17 protein-coding genes are annotated in these 21,904 nt (G+C 70.3%); 8 read left to right on the forward strand and 9 right to left on the reverse strand.

The window, feature by feature from the left end; all coding sequences use genetic code 11:
* Positions 1-183 precede the first annotated feature (183 nt).
* From dxs to ngcE, 8 genes are all read right to left on the reverse strand, one after another.
* Positions 184-2,163 carry a 1-deoxy-D-xylulose-5-phosphate synthase gene (gene dxs, locus ACZ6X9_RS26730; protein WP_469780548.1) on the reverse strand — a complete coding sequence of 660 codons (1,980 nt, stop codon included), beginning with the start codon at positions 2,161-2,163 and terminating at the stop codon, positions 184-186.
* Between the two features lie 281 nt (positions 2,164-2,444).
* Positions 2,445-3,740 carry a sugar ABC transporter permease gene (locus ACZ6X9_RS26735; protein WP_469780549.1) on the reverse strand — a complete coding sequence of 432 codons (1,296 nt, stop codon included), beginning with the start codon at positions 3,738-3,740 and terminating at the stop codon, positions 2,445-2,447.
* A complete protein-coding gene (locus ACZ6X9_RS26740) occupies positions 3,737-4,534 on the reverse strand; it encodes an ATP-binding cassette domain-containing protein (RefSeq protein ID WP_436780741.1) in 798 nt (265 codons plus the stop codon). Before ACZ6X9_RS26740 ends, ACZ6X9_RS26735 begins: the two co-directional genes overlap by 4 nt.
* A gap of 17 nt (positions 4,535-4,551) precedes the next feature.
* Complete coding sequence (locus tag ACZ6X9_RS26745) at positions 4,552-5,658, reverse strand: substrate-binding domain-containing protein (RefSeq protein WP_469780550.1); 1,107 nt, start codon at positions 5,656-5,658, stop codon at positions 4,552-4,554.
* A 168-nt stretch (positions 5,659-5,826) separates the two neighbouring features.
* A complete protein-coding gene (locus ACZ6X9_RS26750) occupies positions 5,827-7,023 on the reverse strand; it encodes an ROK family transcriptional regulator (RefSeq protein ID WP_469780551.1) in 1,197 nt (398 codons plus the stop codon).
* Positions 7,024-7,280: 257 nt separating this feature from the next.
* Positions 7,281-8,201, reverse strand: coding sequence for a carbohydrate ABC transporter permease (locus ACZ6X9_RS26755; protein WP_469780552.1), 921 nt, complete (start codon positions 8,199-8,201; stop codon positions 7,281-7,283).
* 100 nt (positions 8,202-8,301) lie between these two features.
* On the reverse strand, positions 8,302-9,216 hold the full coding sequence (locus ACZ6X9_RS26760) for a carbohydrate ABC transporter permease (RefSeq protein WP_469780553.1): 915 nt from the start codon (positions 9,214-9,216) through the stop codon (positions 8,302-8,304).
* Positions 9,217-9,265: 49 nt separating this feature from the next.
* On the reverse strand, positions 9,266-10,711 hold the full coding sequence (gene ngcE / locus ACZ6X9_RS26765; RefSeq protein ID WP_469780554.1) for an N-acetylglucosamine/diacetylchitobiose ABC transporter substrate-binding protein: 1,446 nt from the start codon (positions 10,709-10,711) through the stop codon (positions 9,266-9,268).
* Between the two features lie 407 nt (positions 10,712-11,118).
* Here ngcE and ACZ6X9_RS26770 point away from each other — a divergent pair, with 407 nt between their 5' ends.
* The 4 genes from ACZ6X9_RS26770 to ACZ6X9_RS26785 all read left to right on the forward strand — a co-directional run bounded on the left by ACZ6X9_RS26770 (position 11,119) and on the right by ACZ6X9_RS26785 (position 18,174).
* Positions 11,119-15,108 (forward strand): GH92 family glycosyl hydrolase, encoded by a 3,990-nt coding sequence (locus tag ACZ6X9_RS26770; protein ID WP_469780555.1) that lies wholly within the window; start codon positions 11,119-11,121, stop codon positions 15,106-15,108.
* A 105-nt stretch (positions 15,109-15,213) separates the two neighbouring features.
* Positions 15,214-16,116: an FG-GAP repeat domain-containing protein gene (locus tag ACZ6X9_RS26775; protein ID WP_469780556.1), complete on the forward strand. Its 903-nt coding sequence runs from the start codon at positions 15,214-15,216 to the stop codon at positions 16,114-16,116.
* 115 nt (positions 16,117-16,231) lie between these two features.
* Positions 16,232-17,191, forward strand: a complete 960-nt coding sequence (locus ACZ6X9_RS26780; RefSeq protein WP_469780557.1) for an FG-GAP repeat domain-containing protein — start codon at positions 16,232-16,234, stop codon at positions 17,189-17,191.
* 50 nt (positions 17,192-17,241) lie between these two features.
* Positions 17,242-18,174, forward strand: a complete 933-nt coding sequence (locus ACZ6X9_RS26785) for an FG-GAP repeat domain-containing protein (protein ID WP_469780558.1) — start codon at positions 17,242-17,244, stop codon at positions 18,172-18,174.
* 58 nt (positions 18,175-18,232) lie between these two features.
* Here ACZ6X9_RS26785 and ACZ6X9_RS26790 read toward each other — a convergent pair whose 3' ends face one another.
* Positions 18,233-18,958, reverse strand: a complete 726-nt coding sequence (locus ACZ6X9_RS26790; RefSeq protein WP_469780559.1) for a DUF5701 family protein — start codon at positions 18,956-18,958, stop codon at positions 18,233-18,235.
* Positions 18,959-19,075: 117 nt separating this feature from the next.
* Here ACZ6X9_RS26790 and ACZ6X9_RS26795 point away from each other — a divergent pair, with 117 nt between their 5' ends.
* From ACZ6X9_RS26795 to ACZ6X9_RS26810, 4 genes are all read left to right on the forward strand, one after another.
* A complete protein-coding gene (locus tag ACZ6X9_RS26795) occupies positions 19,076-19,735 on the forward strand; it encodes a TetR/AcrR family transcriptional regulator (protein WP_469780560.1) in 660 nt (219 codons plus the stop codon).
* A gap of 140 nt (positions 19,736-19,875) precedes the next feature.
* Positions 19,876-20,796, forward strand: coding sequence for an FG-GAP repeat domain-containing protein (locus ACZ6X9_RS26800; RefSeq protein ID WP_469780561.1), 921 nt, complete (start codon positions 19,876-19,878; stop codon positions 20,794-20,796).
* 55 nt (positions 20,797-20,851) lie between these two features.
* The gene (locus tag ACZ6X9_RS26805; protein ID WP_469780562.1) at positions 20,852-21,697 is read left to right on the forward strand and encodes a helix-turn-helix domain-containing protein; all 846 of its coding nucleotides are present in this window, start codon (positions 20,852-20,854) and stop codon (positions 21,695-21,697) included.
* Positions 21,681-21,887 carry a DUF397 domain-containing protein gene (locus ACZ6X9_RS26810; protein ID WP_469780563.1) on the forward strand — a complete coding sequence of 69 codons (207 nt, stop codon included), beginning with the start codon at positions 21,681-21,683 and terminating at the stop codon, positions 21,885-21,887. Before ACZ6X9_RS26805 ends, ACZ6X9_RS26810 begins: the two co-directional genes overlap by 17 nt.
* The last annotated feature ends 17 nt before the right edge of the window (positions 21,888-21,904 follow it).

Genomic DNA, 21,904 nt, shown 5'->3' on the forward strand with positions numbered 1-21,904 from the left:
GCGAGTGTCCGCGATGTTCCGGGTTGGGCCTAGGGGGCCACAGCCTCCCTGCCGCCGGATTCACCCGATGGAGGTCAGGCGGGGGTATGCACGGGGGCCGGCCGGACCAACCCCGGGGGGATGGTGCGACCGGCCCCCGGGGCGGATCGGAACGGCTCGGCGCGGCCCGCGCGCGCCGGCCGGTCAGTCGCGGACGGCCTCGGCGGGCTCGCCCGGCCCGTCGGCACCGGGCAGGGACGCGCCCTCGGCCGGCTCGGCGACGCCGTCCTCGACGGAGGTCCCGTCGAGCTTGGCGACCAGGCCGGTGACCTGGCGGGCGATGTCCGGGGCGGTCAGCCCGATCTCGGCCATGACCTCCTTGCGGGAGGCGTGGTCGAGGAAGCGCGGCGGGATGCCGAAGTCGCGCAGCGGCAGGTCGACACCGGCGTCGCGCAGCGCCTGGGCGACGGCCGAACCGACGCCGCCCACACGGCCGTTGTCCTCGACGGTGACGACGACGCGGTGCTCCCGGGCCAGACCCGGCAGCGCCTCGTCGACCGGCTTGACCCAGCGCGGGTCGACGACGGTGGAGGAGATGCCCTGCTTGTCGAGGAGGCCGGCGATCTCCAGGCACATCGGGGCGAGCGCGCCGACGGAGACGATGAGGACGTCCGCCCGGTCCGCGTCGTCCGCGGGGCGGCGCAGCACGTCCATGCCGCCGACCCGGCCGACGGCCTCGACGGCGGGGCCGACCGTGCCCTTGGAGTAGCGCACGACGGTGGGCGCGTCGTGCACCTCGACGGCCTCGCGGAGCTGGGCGCGGACCTGGTCGGCGTCGCGGGGGGCGGCGATCCGCAGGCCGGGGACGACCTGGAGGATCGACATGTCCCACATGCCGTTGTGCGAGGCGCCGTCGTCGCCGGTGACGCCCGCGCGGTCGAGGACGAAGGTGACGCCGCACTTGTGCAGGGCCACGTCCATCAGCACCTGGTCGAAGGCGCGGTTGAGGAAGGTGGCGTAGACGGCGAAGACCGGGTGCAGGCCGCCGGTGGCCAGGCCGGCCGCGGAGGTCGCGGCGTGCTGCTCGGCGATGCCGACGTCGTAGACGCGGTCGGGGAACTCCTGGGCGAACTTGCCGAGGCCGACCGGCTGCATCATCGCGGCGGTGATCGCCACGATGTCCTCGCGCTCGCGCCCGAGCGCGACCATCTCGTCGCCGAAGACGGACGTCCAGCTCGCGCCGGAGGCGGCGACCGGCAGACCGGTGTCGGGGTGGATGACGCCGATGCCGTGGAAGCGGTCCGCCTCGTGCTGCTCGGCGGGCTGGTAGCCGCGGCCCTTCTCGGTGAGGCAGTGGACGATCACCGGGCCGCCGAAGCGCTTGGCGCGCTGGAGCGCGGACTCCAGGGCCTCGATGTCGTGGCCGTCGATCGGGCCGACGTACTTCAGGCCCAGGTCCTCGAACATGCCCTGCGGCGCGATGAAGTCCTTGAGGCCCTTCTTGGCGCCGTGCAGCGTCTCGTACAGCGGCTTGCCGACGACCGGCGTGCGCTCCAGCAGGTCCTTGCCGCGGGCCAGGAAGCGCTCGTAACCGTCGGTGGTGCGCAGGGTGGCCAGGTGGTTGGCGAGGCCGCCGATGGTGGGCGCGTAGGAGCGCTCGTTGTCGTTGACCACGATGACGAGCGGACGGTCCTTGGCGACGGCGATGTTGTTCAGCGCCTCCCAGGCCATGCCGCCGGTGAGCGCGCCGTCGCCGATGACGGCGACCACGTGCCGGTCGTGGCGGCCCAGCACCTGGTTGGCCTTGGCGAGGCCGTCGGCCCAGCCGAGCACGGTGGAGGCGTGGCTGTTCTCGATGACGTCGTGCTCCGACTCGGCCCGCGAGGGGTAGCCGGACAGGCCGTCCTTCGCCCGCAGCCGGGAGAAGTCCTGGCGGCCGGTGAGCAGCTTGTGCACGTACGACTGGTGCCCGGTGTCGAAGAGGACCTTGTCCTTGGGCGAGTCGAAGACGCGGTGCAGGGCGATCGTGAGCTCGACCACACCGAGGTTGGGGCCGAGGTGGCCACCGGTCTTGGAGACGGCGTCGACGAGGAAGGTCCGGATCTCCGCGGCCAGCCGGTCGAGCTGCTCGGGGCTCAGCCGGTCAAGATCGCGCGGTTCCCTGATGCGGGTCAGCAGGGCCACCCGTGCCTCCTTAAGCTGTCGAGCTTTTGCCGGTCGGTCGAGTCTAATCTTCCGCTTGGTGTGGCGGTGAACGGGTGAGGGGGGTGTATGTCACCCGGATGCTCGGTGGCGGGGCCGGAGGGGGTGTTCAAACGCCGGACGGGCTGATTTCAGCCCGTCCGGCGTTTGAGGACAAGCGGCGAAGCCGCTTTCAGGGGGTCTGGGGGCTTGCCCCCGGGAACCGGCGAATGGGGGTGCCCCCTCTGGGGGAGGGACCGGGGCACCAGCCCGCCGCAGGCGCGCTACGCGCGGCCCGCCGTGCGCTGTGTCCGCCGTGAAACGGAATCGATTACGACCGCAGCCAGCAGCACCGCACCCGTGATCATGTACTGCACGGCCGAGGCGATGCCCAGCAACGCCATCCCCGAAGCGATCGACTGGATGACGAGCACACCCAGCAGCGCGGACCACGTCTTCCCGCGCCCACCGAACAGGCTCGTCCCGCCGATCACCGCCGCCGCGATCGCGTTCATCAGCAGGCTCCCCGCCCCCGACGACTGGTTCGCCGCGTTGATCTGCGAGGCCAGGAACATCCCGCCCAGCGCCGCCATCGTCCCGGACAGCGCGAAGACGGAGATCCGCACGCGCGCCACGTCGATGCCGGCCCGGCGGGCCGCCTCGACGCCGCCGCCGAGGGCGAAGACCTTGCGGCCGTAGCGGGTGCGGCGCAGCACGAGGTCGAGGGCGACGACCACGCCCAGGAAGATGACCACGGCCACCGGCAGGCCCTTGTACTGGTTGAAGACCCAGGCCACCGCGTACGCGGGCACCGCCAGGGCCGCCGTGCGCAGCACGATCTCGGTGAACGGGCGGCTGGGCACCCCGGCGGCGGACCGGCGGCGGGCGTCCCGCCAGGCGACCAGCAGGTAGGCGGCGACGGTGGCCGTGGCCAGCCCGTAGGCGGCGGAGATGTCCTCGAAGTAGTGGTTGGTGAGTTTGGCGACCAGCCCCGAGTCGTCGAGGTTGATCGTCCCGTTGGAGCCGAGCACCTCCAGCATCAGGCCGTTCCAGCCCAGCAGGCCGGCCAGGGTGACGACGAACGCCGGGACGCCGATCCGGGCGAAGAAGAAGCCGTGGATCACGCCGGCGACCGTGCCGGAGAGGAGCGCGAGGATCAGGGCGAGCCACTCGGGCATGCCGTGGTTGACGTTGAGCACGGCGAAGACGGCGGCCGCGAGGCCGCTGACCGAGCCGACGGAGAGGTCGATCTCGCCCAGGATGAGGACGAAGACGATGCCGACGGCGATCAGGCCGGTGCCGGCGGCGGTGATGAAGAGGTTGGAGAGGTTCTCGGCGCCGAGGAAGGCCGTGTCCTGGAGCTGGAAGACCAGGCAGATGACGATCAGGCCGACGACGACGGGCAGCGAGCCCAGCTCGCCGCTGCGCAGCTTGCGCAGGAACTCGGTCCAGTAGCCGGCGAAGCCCTCCTGGCGGACCAGCAGCCGGGGGTCGACGGGGGTGACGGCGGCCGGGGCGACGGGCTGGGGGCCGTCGGGGGTGCCGTCGGGGCGGGGGTTCTTCGACAGGTCGGTGGTCATGCCCGGGCCTCCCGGTCCTGCTCGGTACGGGCCCTGCGGCGGGTGACAGCGTTGTCAGTGGCGCCGGTGATGGCCGAGACGATCTCTTCCTGGGAGGTGGTGCGCACGGCGAAGACGCCGTTGTTCCGGCCGAGGCGCAGCACCGCGACGCGGTCGGCGACGGCCTGGACGTCGGCCATGTTGTGGCTGATGAGGATCACCCCGAGACCTCGTTCGCGGAGCCGTTCCACCAGGTCGAGGACCTGCGCGGTCTGCTCCACGCCGAGCGCGGCGGTGGGTTCGTCGAGGATGACGACCTTGGGCTCGCCGAGCAGCGAGCGGGCGATGGCGACGGTCTGCCGCTGGCCGCCGGAGAGGGCGGCGACGGGGATCCGGACGCTGGGGATGCGGATGGACAGGGTGGCGAGCAGTTCCCGGGCCCTGCGTTCCATCTCGACCTCGTCCAGCACCCCGAAGCGGGAGATCTCCCGGCCGAGGAAGAGGTTGCCGACGACGTCGAGGTTGTCGCAGAGCGCGAGGTCCTGGTAGACGGTCGCGATGCCGAGCTCCTGGGCGGTGTGCGGCCGGTCGATGGTGACGGGCCGCCCCTCCCACTCGATGACGCCGTCGTCGGCGGGCGCGACGCCCGCGATGGTCTTGACGAGAGTGGACTTGCCGGCGCCGTTGTCGCCCACCAGGGCGACCACCTCACCGGGACGGATCTCCAGCTCCACGTCGGTCAGTGCCTGGACGGCACCGAACCGCTTGGAGATCCCGCGCAACGCCAGGACGGGCGCAGCGGACATGTGGATCAGCTCCTCGGGCGCGCGCCCTACTTGAGGCCGGCGGCGTCGCAGGCGGACTTGTACTTGTCGGTGCAGATCTCGCGGAGGGTGAAGAAGCCCTCCTTGCCGACGTACTTGGGGATGTCGGCCTTGGTGAGGGCGAAGGGGTCGACGATGATCGCGGGGATCTTCTTCTCGCTGCCGCTGTCGACGGTGGTCTTGGCGGTGCCGTCCAGCTTCTTGCCCTGGGCGAGCGCGACGGCCATGGTGGCCGCGGCCTCCGTCTCGGGTACGTACGGCTTGTAGACGCTCATGAACTGCTCGCCGGCGAGGATCCGCTGGACGGCGGAGAGCTCCGCGTCCTGTCCGGTGACCGGCGGGAGCCTGTCGAAGCCGGCGTTCTTGAGCGCGGTGATGATGCCGCCCGCCATGCCGTCGTTGGCCGAGTAGACGCCGACGATGTTCTCCTTGCCGAGCGAGGAGATCGCGCCCTTCATGTTCTCGTTGGCGTTCTCCGGCTTCCACTCCTTGGTGTCGTACTCCTTGCCGACCTTCACCTTTCCGTCGAGCACGGAATGGGCGCCGTCCTTGTACATCTTGGCGTTGGGGTCGGTGACCGAGCCGTTCATCATGACGATCTGGCCTTTGCCGGCGTTGTCGCCGAGTTCCTTGAGCAGCGACTCGCCCTGGATCTTTCCGACCCGCTCGTTGTCGACGGAGGTGTAGGCGTCGACCGGGCCCTCGGCGAGCCGGTCGTAGGCGACGACGGGGATTCCCTTGTCGTGTGCCTTCTTCACCGAGCTCGCTATCGACTTGGCGTCCACGGCGTCGACGATCAGCGCGTCGACCCGCTTGGTGATCATCGTGTCGACCTGCTGCTGCTGGACGGAGGCGTCCTGTTTCGCGTTCTCGTAGAGGACGGTGGCGCTGGTGCCCGCCAATTCCTTGATCTTCTTTTCGAGCAGCGGCTTGTCGAAACGCTCGTAGCGCGCGGTCTGGTTCTCCGGAAGGAGCAGCCCGATGGTGAGCGACCCCTTCTTCTCCTTCTTGTCCCCGTTGTCGCCGGCCTGTTTCGCCTTGCCGCAGGCGGCGAGGGTGACGGCCGTCGACAAAGCGACGACGGCCACCGCGGCGCGGCGCAGATGCGTGTTCACGTACGGATACCTCCCTGACATGGCCGCGCCGTTGCGGCCGAGGTGAGCGGAAGTCAACTCGGACCGCAAAGGGGCGTCAAGAAGTTAATCCTTAACGAGATGGCAACGATGCCATGCGTTATGTGCGTGAACTCAAGGGGTGTGTTGCGGGAGACCCCGGGAAAAGGATCAGAAGGGGCCGGGCGCGGCCGCCGCCGGCACTCCGTCCAACAGCGAGGAGTCGCCCATCTCGCTGAGGACGAGGGCGAGCGCGCCGAGCACCTCGGCCCGGCCGCCCAGCGCGCCCGGTACGACCTCCAACTGCCGTGCGGCGCTGGGGATCGCGTACCGGCCGACCGACTCCCGGATGGGCGCGAGGACGAGCTCCCCGGCCTCCGCGAGGTCCCCGCCGAGCACGACCCGGCTGGGGTTGAGCAGGTTGCAGAGGCTGGCGACGCCGCTGCCGATGTGCCGGCCGACGTCCGCGATCACCCGGCGGCAGCCCGCGTCGCCGTCGCGCGCGAGCCGGACCATGCGCGGCGCGGTGAGGTCGGGGCCGTGGGCGGAGTGCAGCAGCGGCAGGACGTAGCGGTGGGCGGTGAAGGTCTCCAGGCAGCCGCGGTTGCCGCAGCGGCAGACGGGCCCGGACTCGTCCAGGGTGATGTGGCCGATCTCGCCCGCGGTGCCGCCGGGGCCCCGGTAGATCTGCCCGTTGATCACCAGGCCGGCGCCCACGCCGCTGGCGACCTTGATGTACGCGAGGTCGGCGGCGCCGCGGCCGGCGCCCCAGACCAGCTCGCCGAGCGCGCCGAGGTTGGCGTCGTTGTCGACGTGGACGGGGACGTCGAGGCGGGCGGCGAGCTCGTCGCGCGGGTTGGTGCCGGCCCAGCCGGGGAGGATCGCCGTCGAGCCGAGCACGCCGGACTCGTCGATCGGCCCGGGGACGCCCAGCCCGACCCCGACGATCTTCCCCGGGTCGATGCCGGTGGCCGCGATCAGCGTCTTGACCAGGTGTTCCGCCCGTTCCAGGCCCTGGGCGGCGGAGGCGTCCACGTCCAGCGGCTCGGCCTCCTCGGCGAGCACCCGGTGGGCCAGGTTGCCGACGGCGACGCGCAGGTGGGTGTGGCCGAAGTCGACTCCGACGACGATCCCGGCGTCCCCGGAGAGGGAAACGCTGCGGGCCCGCCGGCCGCCGGAGGAGGTGGGGGTCACCTCGACGGTGCCGTTGTCCTTCAGCTCGCGGACGATGTTGGAGACGGTGGCCGCCGACAGGCCCGTGGTCCGGGCGATCTCCGCCTGGGTGAGCGCCCCCGACCTGCGCACCGCCCGTACGACCCGCTCCAGGTTGGCCCGGTGCAGCGACGACTGCGACCCCGGAGTCTCCACGCCCATCCACTCCCGCCTCGTCGGCACGGCACGACGGCCGCCCCGGCCACCGGGCTGCGACAGTGGAGCCCGGTATCCGTACAACATGTGAACTCTAAGCTCAGCCGCACACCCGGGAGCGCGTCAAGGCTCCGGACACCGCTACGGCGCCGGGCGGGGGCCCTCCCATGGTACGGATCACCGCCCGGGGCGGTCCGGGCGGTGTGCGAGTGCCGTCAGGGGCGCCTGCGGGCAGGCGGGCGCCCCCGGCGCGCGGCCTACTTCAGGGCCCCCGCCGTCAGGCCGGACTGCACCTGCCGCTGGAAGACGATGTACGCGGCGAGGACGGGCAGCATGGCGATCACCAGGCCCGCGAAGAGGCCCGACCAGTCGCCCTTGTACCGCTGGCTGGCCGCCAGCGCGACCAGGCCCTGGGGCAGCAGCTTCTTGTCGTCGTCGCCGACGTTGAGCACGGCCGGCAGCAGGTACTGGTTCCACTGGCCGAGGAAGTTGAAGATGCCCACGCTGATCAGGCCGGGCTTGGCCATCGGCAGCATCACCTGGAAGAAGGTCCGGGTGTGCGACGCTCCGTCGATCATCGCCGCCTCCGCGACCGACGAGGGCAGCGTCCGGAAGAAACCGGTCAGGAAGAAGACCGTGAAGGGCAGCGAATAGGCGATGTAGACGAGGATCAGCCCGTGGTACGTGTTGAGCAGTTGCATGTTCTTCATCACGAAGAACAGCGGCACCAGCGCCAGGATCACCGGGAAGCTCATCCCGCCCACGAACAGGTAGTACACGAAGCGGTTGCCGGGGAAGTCGAAGCGGGCCAGCACATAGGCCGCCATGGAGCCCAGCAGCATGGTGCCGAACAGCGAACCGGCCACCACCACGATCGAGTTGAGGAAGTACTCGCTCATATGGGCCTGGGACCAGGCGCGGCTCCAGGCCCCGAAGTCCGGGCTCTTCGGCAGCGACCAGGGCGAGGAGAAGATCTCCCGGTCGGTCTTGAAGGCGCTCATCACCGCCCAGAGCAGCGGCAGGGTGACCATCAGGCCCCAGATGACGAGGACGCCGTGCGAGAAGACGTTCAGGACGCCGCCCTCGCGCTCGCTCCTCCCGCCCCGCGCCCGCCCCTCCGGCGGGGCGGCCGGAGCGGGGGTGTCCGGGCGGTCCGACGGCTCGGCTTGCACGGTCACGGTGCCACCCCCGGGTGGTAGTGCGGACGGACGGTCGGCGTCACCCGCGTGGGGACGGGCCCGGGCATCGGTGTCCCGGCCGGCATCAGCGCTCCGGGCATCAGTACTCCAGCCGTTCGCGCCGGCCGAGCTTCATCACGATGCCGGCGAAGACCATGGTGACGATGAGCAGCGCGACGCCCAGGGCCGTCGCGTAGCCGGCCTGCCCGTCGGTGAACGCCTTGGTGTAGAGGTAGTAGGTGAGCAGCTCGGTCGAGTAGTCCGGGCCCGGCCCGTCCATCATGATCTGGACGACCGCGAAGCCGTCCAGGGCCATGATGCCCATGTAGACCCAGCCGGTCTGGACGGTGTCCCAGAGCAGCGGCAGCGTGATCCGGAAGAAGGTCTGGACGCGGTTGGCGCCGTCCAGCAGCGCGGCCTCGTAGAAGTCCTTGGGGATGGCGCTCATCCCGGCGGAGAACAGCACCACGTAGAAGCCGACGTTGCTCCAGACCATCACCGCCATCACGCACCACAGCGCCAGCTTGGGGTCGCCCAGCCAGTCGGGGTGGACGGAGTCGAGGCCGATCGCGTCCAGGAAGGAGTTGATCGCCCCGCTGTTGGGGTTGTAGGCGAACTTGAACAGCAGGGCCACGATGGCGATCGACAGCACCTGCGGGAAGAAGTACACGATCTTGTAGAAGCCCGAGCCCCGGACGCCGGCCACCGCCGCGTTCTTCCGTCGGCGGCCGCCGACGTTGAGCATGAAGGCGAAGAACAGACCGAGTCCGAGCGTCAGCAGCGGCAGCAGGAGCAGCAGCAGGACGTTGTGTCCCAGGGCCTTCCAGAACAGCTCGTCGTCCCAGAGGCGCTGGTAGTTCTTCAGCCCCGTCACCTTGAACTTCGAACTCAGGCCGGTCCAGTTGGTGAACGAGTAGTAGATGGCCTGGACGAACGGCGAGACGACGAAGACCCCGTAGATCGCCAGGGGGACGAGCAGGAACCCGGCGATGAAACGGTACTTACCGTGCTGCATGACCTCGGACCCCGATCTTCCGTGACGGGTGCCGTCGTTGCGGGACGGGCTACTTGTGCTTGTACTTCTTGACGGAGTCGTCCTTGCGGGTCTCGTCGGTGAACTTCTGGATCTTCTTGATGGCCTCGTCCGGGGTGAGCCGGCCGGCCATCATCTCGCCGAGCGCGGCCTTGCCGATCTTCTCCTTCTGGAGCGAGACGTACCAGTCCTGGATCCGGGGATTGACCACGTTCCGGCCGGCCTTGCTCAGCGCCTCCTGGGAGGAGGCCAGACCGGGCGGCAGGGTGAGGCCCTCGGTGCCGCCGTTGAGGGAGGTGAGGGAGGAGACCGCCTTGATGAAGTTCTGCGTGGACTTCTTGCCCAGCATGATCCGCAGCAGCTCCATGCCGCCCTGGGCGTTCCTGGCGTTCTTCGGCACGATGAACGGCTCGCCGCCGGACGCCCAAAGGGTGCCGAACGGCATCTTGTCGTTCTTGTCCAGGCTGGAGGGCGCGCCGACCGCCATCCGGAAATCCTTCGGCGTCATCTTCTTGGACTCGTTCTCCACCCAGGAGCCGTTCGGGATGAACAGCGCCTTGCCCTCGTTCCAGGCCGTCTGCGACTGGATGTGGTCGAGGCCGGGGGTGCCCTGGAGGATGTAGCCCTTCTTGTAGAGCTCGTAGTACGCCTCGAAGGCGGCCTTGACGGCCGGGTGCTTCCAGGCGTCCGGCTCCAGGTTGTCGATGCGGTCCAGCACCTCGGTGCCGCCGATCTTGGCGATGAACGGGTAGAGGCTGAACGGGAGGTAGTACGGGTGCTGGCCCGCGTACGTCCAGCCGGCGATGCCCTTCTTCTTCGCCTTCTCGCAGACCTTGAGCATCTCGTCCCAGGTCTCCGGGTACTGGGCGTCGAGCTTCTCCAGGTTGGTCTTCGAGTACCAGACGCCGTAGACGGTGTAGGCGTAGTAGAAGACCCACACCTCGTCGCCGTCGAACTGGCCCATCTCGACGACGCCCGGGCGGAGGGTGTCCCGCACCTTCTTCTTGGGGTCGTCGAGGGACGGCGCGTCGAGCAGGGCGTTGAGGTCGGTGAGCTGCTTGAGGCCGACGAGGGTGCCCAGGTCCATCTGCTTGGCGCCGGAGTTGTCGATGAGGTCGGGCGGGGTGCCGCCGTTGAACCGGGGCTGGATCTGCGGGGCGATGTCCTGGGTGCCGGTGTGCTTGATCTCGGCCTGCGGGTACGCCTTCTTGTATTCGGCCTCGGCGTCCTTGGCGTACTGCTGGCCGAAGCCGCCGTCGAAGATGACCACGTCGAGCGGGGCCGAGGCGTTGACCTTCAGCGGCTTCATCTCGCCCGCGCCGCCGCCGCTGCCGGCCGGCTTGTCGGGCTTGGCGTCGTCGCCGTCGTCCCCGGTCGCGCACGCGCTGAGCGCGCTCATCGCCGGGACGGCGAACAGGCCGAGCGCCGCCGCGCGTTTGATCAGGTCGCGCCGGTTGAATTCCGAGGTGGATCCCATGCTCAAGTCCTCGCCTTCTCCAGGACTCAGGCGGTGTGGCGGTCTCCCCTGTGCAATCGGCTGGACGAAGGGCACGACACCGCGGATCGGTCGAAGCTGGGCGTGCTGGGTGTGCGCCGGAGGAGGCGCCCGGGCGGAGCCGTCGGCTCGCTCCCTCGATGGGCCCCGGTGTCCCCCGGTTCCGCCACGGCGACGCTGGGTCGCCCCGGACGCGACAGGTATAGTCCACTTCTCACCAACTGGGCAAGATCGGAAGCGCTTTTGGCCGTCAGTCTTTCCCGAGTTGAGACCTCTCCGACACCGGGCGACACCAGCCCCGGGACCCTTGACACCACTGGAGCCTCACGCCCTACTTAACAGAGCGCGATCCGGGTGACAACGTTGTCTGCCTTCGGGAGAGGCAAGGGATGAGACAGAGACTCAGACGTCGCCGGCGGGCGCTCGCCCGTCCCGCGGCCGTTCTCGTGGCCGCCATACTGGTGACGGCCCCTCAGATCGCCCCTTCCGGCGCCGCGACGGCGCCCGCCGGGAGGGCCCCGGGCGCGGCGGCCGGGGAAGGGGCCGGAGCACCGGCCGAGGACGGCGCCGGAGCACCGGCCGGGGTAGGCGCCGGAGCGGGAGGCAGGGGCAAGGGAAGGGCCGCGGAAAGCTTCGCCTCCTCCTTCGAGCCGGGCGAACCCCGCCCCGACTGGCGCAACGCCCCCGAGACCGGCCCGGACGGCCGGGCGCGGTCGTCCGGGGTCGACGGCGGTGACGGCCAGGGTCTCCCCGGCAACGCCACCGACAAGGTGACGGCCGTCCGGGCCAGCGGCGAGAACGCCGAGGGCGGGGAGATCAAGGAGAACCTGGTCGACGGCGAGCCCACCAGCAAGTGGCTGGTCCGGCAGCGGACGGCCTGGCTGGAATTCGACCTCTCCGAGCCGGTCGCCGTCGCCCGGTACGCCCTCACCTCCGCCAACGACGCACCCGGCCGGGACCCCCGGGACTGGACCCTCCGCGGCTCGGTGGACGGCAAGACCTGGACGACCCTCGACAGCCGCCGGGGCGAGGACTTCGAAAAGCGGCTCCAGACCCGGCAGTTCACCGTCACCGCCGGCGCCGCCTACCGCCACTTCCGCCTCGACATCACCGGCAACGCCGGGGACGAGCTCACCCAGCTCGCCGAAGTGCAGCTCGCCACGGCGGACCCCGCGACCCCGCCGCCCCCGGCCATGCGCACGTACCCCGACACCGGCCCGGCCGCCTCCCCCACGGCCAAGGCCCGCGCCGGCTTCACCGGCACCCACGCCCTCCGCTACGGCGGCACCCACCGCGCCAAGGGCCGTGCCTACGCGTACAACAAGGTCTTCGCCGTCAACGTGCGGGTGACCGCGCGCACCCGACTGGCGTACAAGATCTTCCCCGCCATGGCCGAACGCGACGCCCGCTACCCCGCCACCCACGTCTCCCTCGACCTCGCCTTCAGCGACGGCACCTACCTCAGCCAACTGGACGCCCGGGACCAGCACGGCGCACCGCTGACCCCGCGCGGCCAGGCGGACTCCAAGACGCTGTACGTGAACCAGTGGAACAACAAGGAGGCGGCGATCGGCCGCGTCGCCGCCGGGAAGACCGTGGCGCGCGTCCTCGTCGCCTACGACGCCCCCGCCGGCCCCGCGCCCTTCCGGGGCTGGATCGACGACGTGTCCCTGGCCCCCGCGCCCGAGGAGAAGACCCCGGCCCACCCCGCGGACCGCGCCCTCACCACCCGCGGCACCCTCTCCAGCTCCTCCTTCTCGCGCGGCAACACCTTCCCCGCCACCGCCGTCCCGCACGGCTTCACCTTCTGGACGCCCGTGACCGACGCGGGCTCCACGAGCTGGCTCTACCGGTACGCGGCGGCCAACAACAAGGACAACCTGCCCACCCTCCAGGCGTTCTCGGCGAGCCATGAGCCCAGCCCCTGGATGGGCGACCGGCAGACCTTCCAGGTGATGCCCTCGGTCGCGGCCGGTACCCCCGACGCCTCGCGCACCGCCCGTGCCCTCCCCTTCCACCACTCCCGCGAGACGGCCACGCCGCACCATTACGGCGTCACCTTCGACAACGGGCTGAAGACCGACATCGTGCCCACCGACCACGCCGCGATGATGCGATTCACCTTCCCGGGTGAACCGGGTGGATCCGTCGAAAACGCCGCCGTCATCCTTGACAACGTCACCAACGCGGGCGGCCTGACGCTGGACACCGCGCACGGGACGTTCACCGGCTGGTCGGACGTCAAGAGCGGGCTGTCGGTGGGGGCCGGCCGGCTGTACGTGTACGGGGTCTTCGACGCGCCGGTGACCGGCGGCGGGAAGCTCCGGCGCGGCGGCCCGGGGGACGCGAGCGACGTCACCGGCTATCTGCGGTTCCGGCCGGGTGCCGACCGCACGGTGACCCTGCGGATCGCCACCTCCCTCATCGGCACCGACCAGGCCAGGGCCAACCTGGAGCAGGAGATCCCGGCCGGGACGCCGTACACCCGCGTCCACGACCGGGCCCGGGACGCCTGGGACGCCCTGCTGGGCCGGGTGGAGGTGGAGGGCGCGACCGCCGACCAGCTCACCACCCTCTACTCGGGCCTCTACCGCCTCTTCCTGTATCCCAACTCCGGCTCCGAGAACACCGGTTCCGCCGAACGCCCCCGGTATCGCTACGCCAGCCCGTTCTCCCCGCCCACCGGCGCGTCCACCCCGACCCGTACCGGCGCCCGGATCGTGGACGGCCGGGTCTACGTCAACAACGGCTTCTGGGACACCTACCGCACCACCTGGCCCGCGTACTCCCTGCTGTCCCCCGGGCAGGCCGGGCGGATGGTGGACGGCTTCGTGCAGCAGTTCAAGGACGGCGGCTGGGTCTCGCGCTGGTCCTCCCCCGGCTACGCCGACCTGATGACGGGCACCAGCTCCGACATCGCCTTCGCCGACGCCCACGCGAAGGGCGTCCGCTTCGACGCCGAGGCCGCGTACGAGGCGGCGCTGAAGAACGCGACGGTGGCGCCGACCGACCCCGGCACCGGCCGCAAGGGCATGGACACCTCCGTGTTCCTCGGCTGGACGAGCACGAGGACGCACGAGGGCATGTCCTGGGCGCTGGACGGCTACCTCAACGACTTCGGGCTGGCGCGGATGGGCCAGGCCCTCTACGCGAAGACGCACAAGGAGCGCTACCGCGAGGAGTCGGAGTACTTCCTCAACCGCGCCCGCGACTACGTCAAGCTGTTCGACCGGCGGGTCGGCTTCTTCCAGGGCCGGAACGAGGACGGCTCCTGGCGGCTGTCGCCCGAGGCGTACGACCCGCGCGTCTGGGGCCACGACTACACCGAGACCAACGGCTGGAACTTCGCCTTCACCGCTCCCCAGGACACCCGCGGCCTCGCCGCGCTGTACGGCGGGCGGTCCGGGCTGGCGAAGAAGCTGGACGCCTACTTCGCCACCCCGGAGACCGGCGACCCGGCGTTCGCCGGCTCGTATGGCGGGGTCATCCACGAGATGACCGAGGCCAGGGACGTCCGCATGGGCATGTACGGGCACAGCAACCAGCCGTCGCACCACATCGCCTACCTCTACGACGCGGCCGGGCAGCCGTGGAAGACGCAGGCGAAGGTGCGCGAGGTGCTCTCCCGCCTCTACCTGGGCAGCGAGATCGGCCAGGGCTACCCGGGGGACGAGGACAACGGGGAGATGTCCGCCTGGTACGTCTTCAGCGCGCTCGGCTTCTACCCGCTGGTGATGGGACAGGGCGAGTACGCGATCGGGTCGCCGCTGTTCACCAAGGCGACCGTGCACCTGGAGAACGGCCGCGACCTGGTGGTCAAGGCGCCGCGCAACAGCGCGCGGAACGTCTACGTCCAGGGGCTGACCGTGAACGGCAAGCCGTGGAACTCCACCGCCCTGCCGCACTCCGTCGTGGCGCAGGGCGCCACGCTGGAGTTCGCCATGGGGCCCGCGCCGTCGACCTGGGCCTCCGGCGCGGGCGCCGGGCCCACCTCGATCAGCAAGGACGACAAGGTGCCGGCCCCGCTGTCCGACGTCTCCGTCCCGGACGGCTCCGCCCTCACCGACAACACCTCCCGCACCGCCGCCACCGTCACCACCGTCCCCGTGGAGGTGGCCGCGGGCTCCCGCGTGACGTCGTACACCCTGACCTCCGCCGACCGCGCCCGGGCGCCGCGCTCCTGGGTGCTCGAAGGTTCCGACAACGGACGCGACTGGAGTGGAACCGATCAGCGCGAGGGACAGTCCTTCACATGGGACCGGCAAACCCGCGTGTTCTCTCTGCGGGCCCCGGTCACCTACCGCCACTACCGGCTGAGAGTCGTCGGTGGCGAGGCAACCTTGGCCGAGATGGAGCTGTTGGGGTCGCCCCAGCGGTAGTTGGGGCCGGGAAGCCTGTGTAGAGTCTGTGAAGATCCAGTGCTGCTCTCCGTGCACGGCGGGCGGCACTGCACACCTTTTTTCATGGTTTGGGGGGAACTTTCCATGACTACTGTTTCGCGCGTTTCTCGCACGTCGCAGATTTCCGGACGCGGTCTCTCGCGTCTCGTCACGGCCGCCGTCGCCGTGGCCCTGGTCGGGGGGACGGCCGGGGTGGCCGCCGCGCACACCACCGGCGCGCAGCTCGCCGCCAAGAAGCCGAGCGCTTCCGCGCCGGTCTTCCCGATCGGCGCCGTCGCCAAGAAGGGCGACAACTTCTACCTTTATCAGGCCGACGGCAAGGGCGGCCTGAAGCCGCGCCAGGCCAGTGGCGCCACGTTCGGCGGCATCACACAGGCCACCTGGGTCGACCGGGACGCGGACGGCCGCCAGGACGGCAACTACTACGTCGAGCGCGGCGACCTGAAGTTCATCGGCCTCGCGGGCCGCGCCCGCAACGTCGTGCCGGGCTTCGGCCACTACAACGACATCATCCTGTCGCCGGGCAACCTCGCCGGCTCCCGGCAGTCCGACCTGCTGGCCCGCAGCAAGAGCGGCCACCTGTCGCTGTACACCGTCAAGGAGGACGGCACCTTCTCCGGCCGGCACCTGATCACCGGCAAGGAGTGGGGCCAGTACACCGACCTCGCGGGCCGCGGCGACCTCACCGGTGACGGCAAGGCCGACATCGTCGCCAAGGACAAGAACGGCGTCCTCTGGCTGCACAAGGGCACCGGCAAGGCGGACAAGCCCTTCGAGGCCCGCACCCGGATCGGCGGCGGCTGGAACAAGTACACCAAGGTCTTCTCCAACGGCGACCTGAACGGCGACGGTCACAGCGACCTGCTGGCCGTCGACGGCAAGGGCGCCCTGTGGCTCTACAAGGGCACCGGCAAGGCCGCCGCACCCTTCAAGTCCCCAGTGAAGATCGGCACGTCGGGCTGGAACCAGTACCGCCTGGTGTACTGACCCGCCGCTGTGCGGTGACACCACCGGGCCGTGCCGCCACCACGGGGCACGGCCCGTCCCCCGGCTCCGCCGGACTTCCATTTCTGTGCATTCTTTCCTTCTCCGGGAGACCCAAGTGGCCACCAATTCCGGCCGCAAGGGGCGCGCTCTGCCGCGCCTCGTCACGACGGCCATCGCCGTCACCCTCGTCGGCGCCACCGCCGGCACCGCACTGGCGGACGGCCCCGCCGGGCAGTTCCCCTCCGCCCTCAAGGGCGCACCGATCGCGGAGGCCGCTCCCTCGATCGCCGCCCCCTCGATCGCCACCGCCAAGGGGCCGACGGGGGCCGCGCCGCTGCTGCCCGTGACCGGCGTCGGCACGTCCGTCGTCCGCTCCTTCGTACCGGACGGCAAGGGCGGCCTGCGGTCGATAGGAACGTCCAAGGGCAAGGACTGGTCGCAGTTCAAGGCAGCGACGTACTTCGACCACGACCGCAACGGCATCGCCGAGGGCTTCTATATCCTGCTGGGCGACGGCGAGATGGGCTACTACACCCCGAAAGCCGGTCCCGTCCGGCTCGCCGGCGGCTTCGGCGGCTATGACACCTTCTTCACCCCGGGCGAACTCGGCGGAACCCGTGGTTCCGACCTCCTCACCCGCGACAAGCAGGGTGTCCTCTGGGTCCACCAGGCCAACGGCACGTCCGGCCGCGACTACGCCAAGCTCGCCCCGCGCAAGCGGGTCGGCGGCGGCTGGGGCCAGTTCAGCGCGATCACCGGCCGCGGCGACCTGACGGGTGACGGCAGGACGGACATCGTCGCCCGCGACAAGTCCGGCACGCTGTGGCTCTACAAGGGCACCGGCGACATCGGCAAGCCCTTCGCCGCCCGGACAAGGATCGGTGGCGGCTGGAACCAGTACACCAAGCTGGCCGCGACCGGCGACGTGAACCTCGACGGCCACGCCGACCTGCTCGCCGTGGACGGCAAGGGCGCGCTGTGGCTCTACAAGGGCACCGGCAAGGCGTCGTCGCCCTACCAGTCCCGGGTGAAGCTCGCCGCGTCGGGCTGGAACCAGTACCACCTGGTCTTCTGAGACACTTTCCCTTTCTTCGGATTGTTCCTGTTTTCCGTATGGAGCTTTTTGTGACCCACACCTCCGGTCGCCGTTCCGGCGGTCGCGCACTCCCCCGCGTCGTCACGACGGCCATCGCCGCCGCCCTCGTGGCCGGCACCGCCGGCACGGCGCTGGCCGACGGCCCGGCCGCCCCCGCGGCGGGCAAGCTCGCGCCCCAGGCCACGGCCGCCAAGACGACCGTCGCCGACCCGAGCGGCGCGGCGCCCTTCCTGGTGCTGAACGCCATCGACGACAAGGGCGACTACTACTCGTACCAGCCCAACGGCAAGGGCGGCCTGACCTCCCGCAAGGCGGGCCACAACACCACCGCCTCCCGCAACGCCTGGAAGCAGATGCGGCTGGCCACCCAGCGCCACGACCGCTTCGGCGAGGGCGACGGCCACTACTACGTCCAGAAGAACAACGAGGCCTGGTTCGCGGACAAGGGCTTCACCCAGCGCGTCGGCACCGGCTGGAGCATGTACGACACCGTCTTCTCCCCGGGCAACCTGGGCGGTTCGGCCGACAGTGACGTCCTGGGCCGCGACAAGTCGGGCGTGCTGTGGGTCTACCAGGCCGACATCATCGGCAAGCTGTCCGCCCGCAAGAAGGTCGGCGGCGGCTGGGGCCAGTTCACCCAGATCGCCGGCCGCGGCGACCTGACCGGTGACGGCAAGACGGACATCGTCGCCCGCGACAAGTCCGGCACGCTGTGGCTCTACAAGGGCACCGGCGACCTGAAGAAGCCTTTCGCGGGCCGCACCAAGGTCGGCGGCGGCTGGAACAAGTTCAACCTGCTGGTCGGCACCGGCGACGTGGACGGCGACGGCCGCGCCGACCTGCTGGCGCGCGACAAGTCCGGCGTCCTGTGGCTGCACAAGGGCACCGGCAAGCAGAACGCGCCCTTCAAGCCCGCGGTGAAGGTCGGCACGGGCTTCGGCCAGTACCGCCTGATGTTCTGATCCACCCTCGGCTCGGCCCTGTGGCGCCCCTCCGGACGGAGGGGCGCCACAGGCGCGTTCAGGACCCCGCCGCCGCGGTGCGCCGCCCGGCCGCCGAGGCCATGCCGAGCCACGTGTGCGGGTTTCCGGCCCAGCACCATCCCAGCTTGGGCGACTTCTTGCTGATCCAGATCGCCGGGACGCGCCGGTCGCCGCAGCGGGAACCGCCCAGCGAGAAGCACTTGTTCTTGACCAGCACCTCCGGGAAGTGCGTGATCAGCGCGATCCCCTCCTCGATGGTGAGCAGGGTCCGACCGCGCCCGGCGATGGCGGCCATGGCCGTCTCGGGCACCGCGCCGCAGAACTCCTCGCCGCGCTCCACCCCGTACAGCAGGTACGCGGACAGTCCGCCGGCTCCGGTCTCCTCGGTCGCGACGAACCGTTCCAGCGCCCCCGGTTCGAAGGAGCGGTCGACGAACCCCGACAGGCGCCCGCCGTGCAGGGTGGTGCGGGGCATCGTCTCCTCGACCGGCACCACGTCCCGGGCGATCACCAGCAGGAACGGTACGCGCCCGGCTTCCACGTCGTAGGGCGCGGCGGCTTCGTCCGGTCCGCCGGCCGGCGCGACGGCCTCGGCACGCAGCGGAGCGACGAGGGCCGCGAACTTTTCGACGCCGAGGCCGGCGAGGGCCGGATAGTCGCGGTCCACAAGGTTGCGCACCTGGCGGTCGAACTCCGCCCCGGCGTCGAAGAGGAACGGGGGCGGGGTCGAGGGGGTGGACGACGGCGTGGTGGTGAGGGACAAGGATCCTCCGTCAGACAGCTCGGCTCTTACCTCGGTATTAAACTTACACCCGTGGCAACTTTATGTCGATACCCTTGGGGTGCCGACGTAAACATAGCCCGGAGGTAAAGTTCGCTCATGGACTCGTACCCGACCGCGGAGCCGGGCACCTTGCCCACCGGCCTTCGCGAGACCAAGAAGCGCGAGACGCGCCGACTGATCTCCGACCACGCGACCAGGCTCTTCATCGAGCAGGGTTTCGAACGCACCACCATCGCCGAGATCGCCGACGCGGCGCGCGTCGCCAAGAAAACGGTGACCAACTACTTCCCGCGCAAGGAGGACATGGCGCTGGACCACCAGGACGAGTTCGTCCAGGGGCTCGCCCGGACCGTCGCCGCCCGCGCGCCCGGCGAGTCCGCCCTCGCGGCGCTCCGGCGCTCCTTCCTGACGGCCGTCGAGGAGCAGGACCCCGTCGCGGGGTTCGCGGGACCGGACTTCAGCCGCATGATCGCCGAGAGCCCCACCCTCTCCACCTGCCTGCGCGGCCTGCACGACCGGCGCGAGGACGCCCTGGCCACCGCCCTGGCCGAGGCGACGGGCGCGCCGGCGGACGACGTCACGCCGCGTGCCGCCGCCGCGATGCTCGGCGGTGTGCACCGGGTTCTCTTCGGCCGCATCCAGGACCTCACCCTGGCCGGGCGCGCCAACCCGGAGGTCGCCGCAATCGTGGGAGCGGAGGCGGCCCGCGCGTTCGACCTGCTGGAACCGTCCCTCGGGGAGTACGCGCGGGCCTGACGGACCGAAAGAGGACCTCAACTCCGGGGCCTCCGGGGCGGTGTGGCAGCATCACTGATCACGCGGGGGGCGCGGCGGGATACGTACGCACGCGGTACCTCCCTCGTGCCGTTCCCCTACGCCTACGTACGGAGTCCTACGTGCCCCACGCTCCCGGCCGTTCCCGTAGCCGCACCCTGTCGCGCGCCCTCGCCGCCGCGACCACCGTCGCCCTGGCCGCCGTCACCGCCGGCACGGCGTCGGCGGCCCCCGGCCCGGGCGCCGTCCCGTCGGTACGGCCGCCGGCCGCCCTGGCGGCTCCGGCGGGGGCCGGCGCCCGGGTGTCGCCGGACGCGCCCTTCCTGCCCGTCCAGGCGGTCCACCGCGACGGCGGCTACTACTTCTACGTGCCCGACGGCAAGGGCGGGCTGGGGCCGCGCAAGACCGTCGACGGCGACTGGAACGCGTTCAAGGGCGCGACCGCGGTCGACCACGACCGCGACGGGTTCGCGGAGGGCACGTACATCCTCGACGGGCGCGACGAGGTGAGTTACCTGACCAGGAAGGACTGGCGGGCGGTCGCCACCGACTGGGGTCAGTACGACAGCTTCTTCTCCCCCGGCACCCTCGGCGGCTCGAAGCAGTCCGACATCCTCGTCCGCGACCGCGCGGGCGTGCTCTGGCTCTACCTGGCCAAGGCCGACGGCTCCCTCTCCGGCCGCAAGAAGGTGGGCCCCGGCTGGGGCCAGTACACGTCGATCACCGGCCGCGGGGACCTCACCGGCGACGGGAAGACGGACGTCGTCGCCCGCGACCGCAAGGGCACCCTCTGGCTGTACAAGGGCACCGGCGACACGGCCCACCCCTTCAAGGCCCGCACCCGGATAGGCGACGGCTGGAACCAGTACAACCACCTCCTCGGCACCGGCGACGTCGACCTCGACGGCCACCCGGACCTGCTCGCCCGGGACGGGAAGGGCGCGCTGTGGCTGTACAAGGGGACGGGACGGGCATCGGCGCCGTTCAAGTCCCGTGCGCTGATGGGGAAGTCGGGCTGGAACCAGTACCGGTTGCTCTTCTGAGTGACGCTCCGCGGAACTCATCTGACCCAGCGACCCGCGTGGCTACCCTGGGCGCGTGAGCGCGACCAAGTACAAGGACCCGTACGCCAACCCGCGTGCGTTCTACGGCTCCGAGCTGGAGCGCCTACGTAACGAGGCCGGTCTGTCGCAGACCGGCCTCGGAACGCGTGCGTTCTGCTCGGGTTCGTACATCGGCCAGTTCGAGTCGGCTCTCCGCATCCCGCAGTTGGAGCTGTCGAAGCGGTTCGACGAGATCCTGGGCACCGGCAAGCACCTGCAACGGCTGTGCAAGCTCGCCCGTAGATTCAAGGTCGCCCACTACTTCGCAGACGCTGCTGAGCTGGAGCAACAGGCGCAAGCGATCAGCGAGATCTCGTCGATGTATGTGCTGGGGCTATTGCAGACCGAGGCGTACGCACGGGCTGTAATTCGTGCTGCGCAGCGGTTCACCCCACACGACGTAGTGGAGCGGTTCGTACAAGCGCGAATGGAGCGGGCGAAACTGTTGGAAGGCCCGTCCGCGCCCGTTTACTGGGCGATCATCCACGAAGCGGCTCTGCGCGTAGCCGTCGGCGGCCCCAAGGTCATGGGCGAGCAGCTAGATTACCTCGCCAATGTAATGCGTACCCTGCCCAATGTCGTCATCCAGGTGATGCCCTTCACCGCAGGGGCGCACCCGTTCTTGAACTCGATGGTGTCACTATTGGACTTCAGCGACACCCCGCCTGTCGTCTACACCGAAGGCGGAGGCACGGGTCAGCTCCTGGAGGATCCTGTCCTGGTCGCCGACTGCCAACGGTCATACGATCTGGCCAGGGCTGACGCGCTCTCCCCGGCAGCGTCCTTGGCCCTGGTCGAATCAGTGGCGAAGGATTGGGCGACGCATGGGCACCGTATCTGACATATGCGCGGAGGAATGGCGCACATCGTCCTACACCGATGGAACCGGCGGCAACTGCGTCGAAGTGGCGGACCAAGTCCCCGGCGCCGTTTGCGTCCGCGACAGCAAAGCTCCCGAGCGCGCCTCGATCTGCCTTACGAGAGCAAGCTGGACCTCGTTCGTCTGCGCCGTCGGGATGGGCGCCCTATAACCGTCCGCCCTGTACAC

It is taken from the genome of Streptomyces sp. NPDC052910 (genome assembly GCF_055585605.1).

What these genes read in the sequence shown, in the direction of transcription:
- ACZ6X9_RS26735 (WP_469780549.1), bottom strand. Translation starts at nt 3,740, where the DNA reads ATGACCACCGACCTGTCGAAGAACCCCCGCCCCGACGGCACCCCCGAC.
- ACZ6X9_RS26760 (WP_469780553.1), bottom strand. Translation starts at nt 9,216, where the DNA reads ATGCAGCACGGTAAGTACCGTTTCATCGCCGGGTTCCTGCTCGTCCCC.
- ngcE (WP_469780554.1), bottom strand. Translation starts at nt 10,711, where the DNA reads ATGGGATCCACCTCGGAATTCAACCGGCGCGACCTGATCAAACGCGCG.
- ACZ6X9_RS26770 (WP_469780555.1), top strand. Translation starts at nt 11,119, where the DNA reads ATGAGACAGAGACTCAGACGTCGCCGGCGGGCGCTCGCCCGTCCCGCG.
- ACZ6X9_RS26775 (WP_469780556.1), top strand. Translation starts at nt 15,214, where the DNA reads ATGACTACTGTTTCGCGCGTTTCTCGCACGTCGCAGATTTCCGGACGC.
- ACZ6X9_RS26795 (WP_469780560.1), top strand. Translation starts at nt 19,076, where the DNA reads ATGGACTCGTACCCGACCGCGGAGCCGGGCACCTTGCCCACCGGCCTT.
- ACZ6X9_RS26810 (WP_469780563.1), top strand. Translation starts at nt 21,681, where the DNA reads ATGGGCACCGTATCTGACATATGCGCGGAGGAATGGCGCACATCGTCC.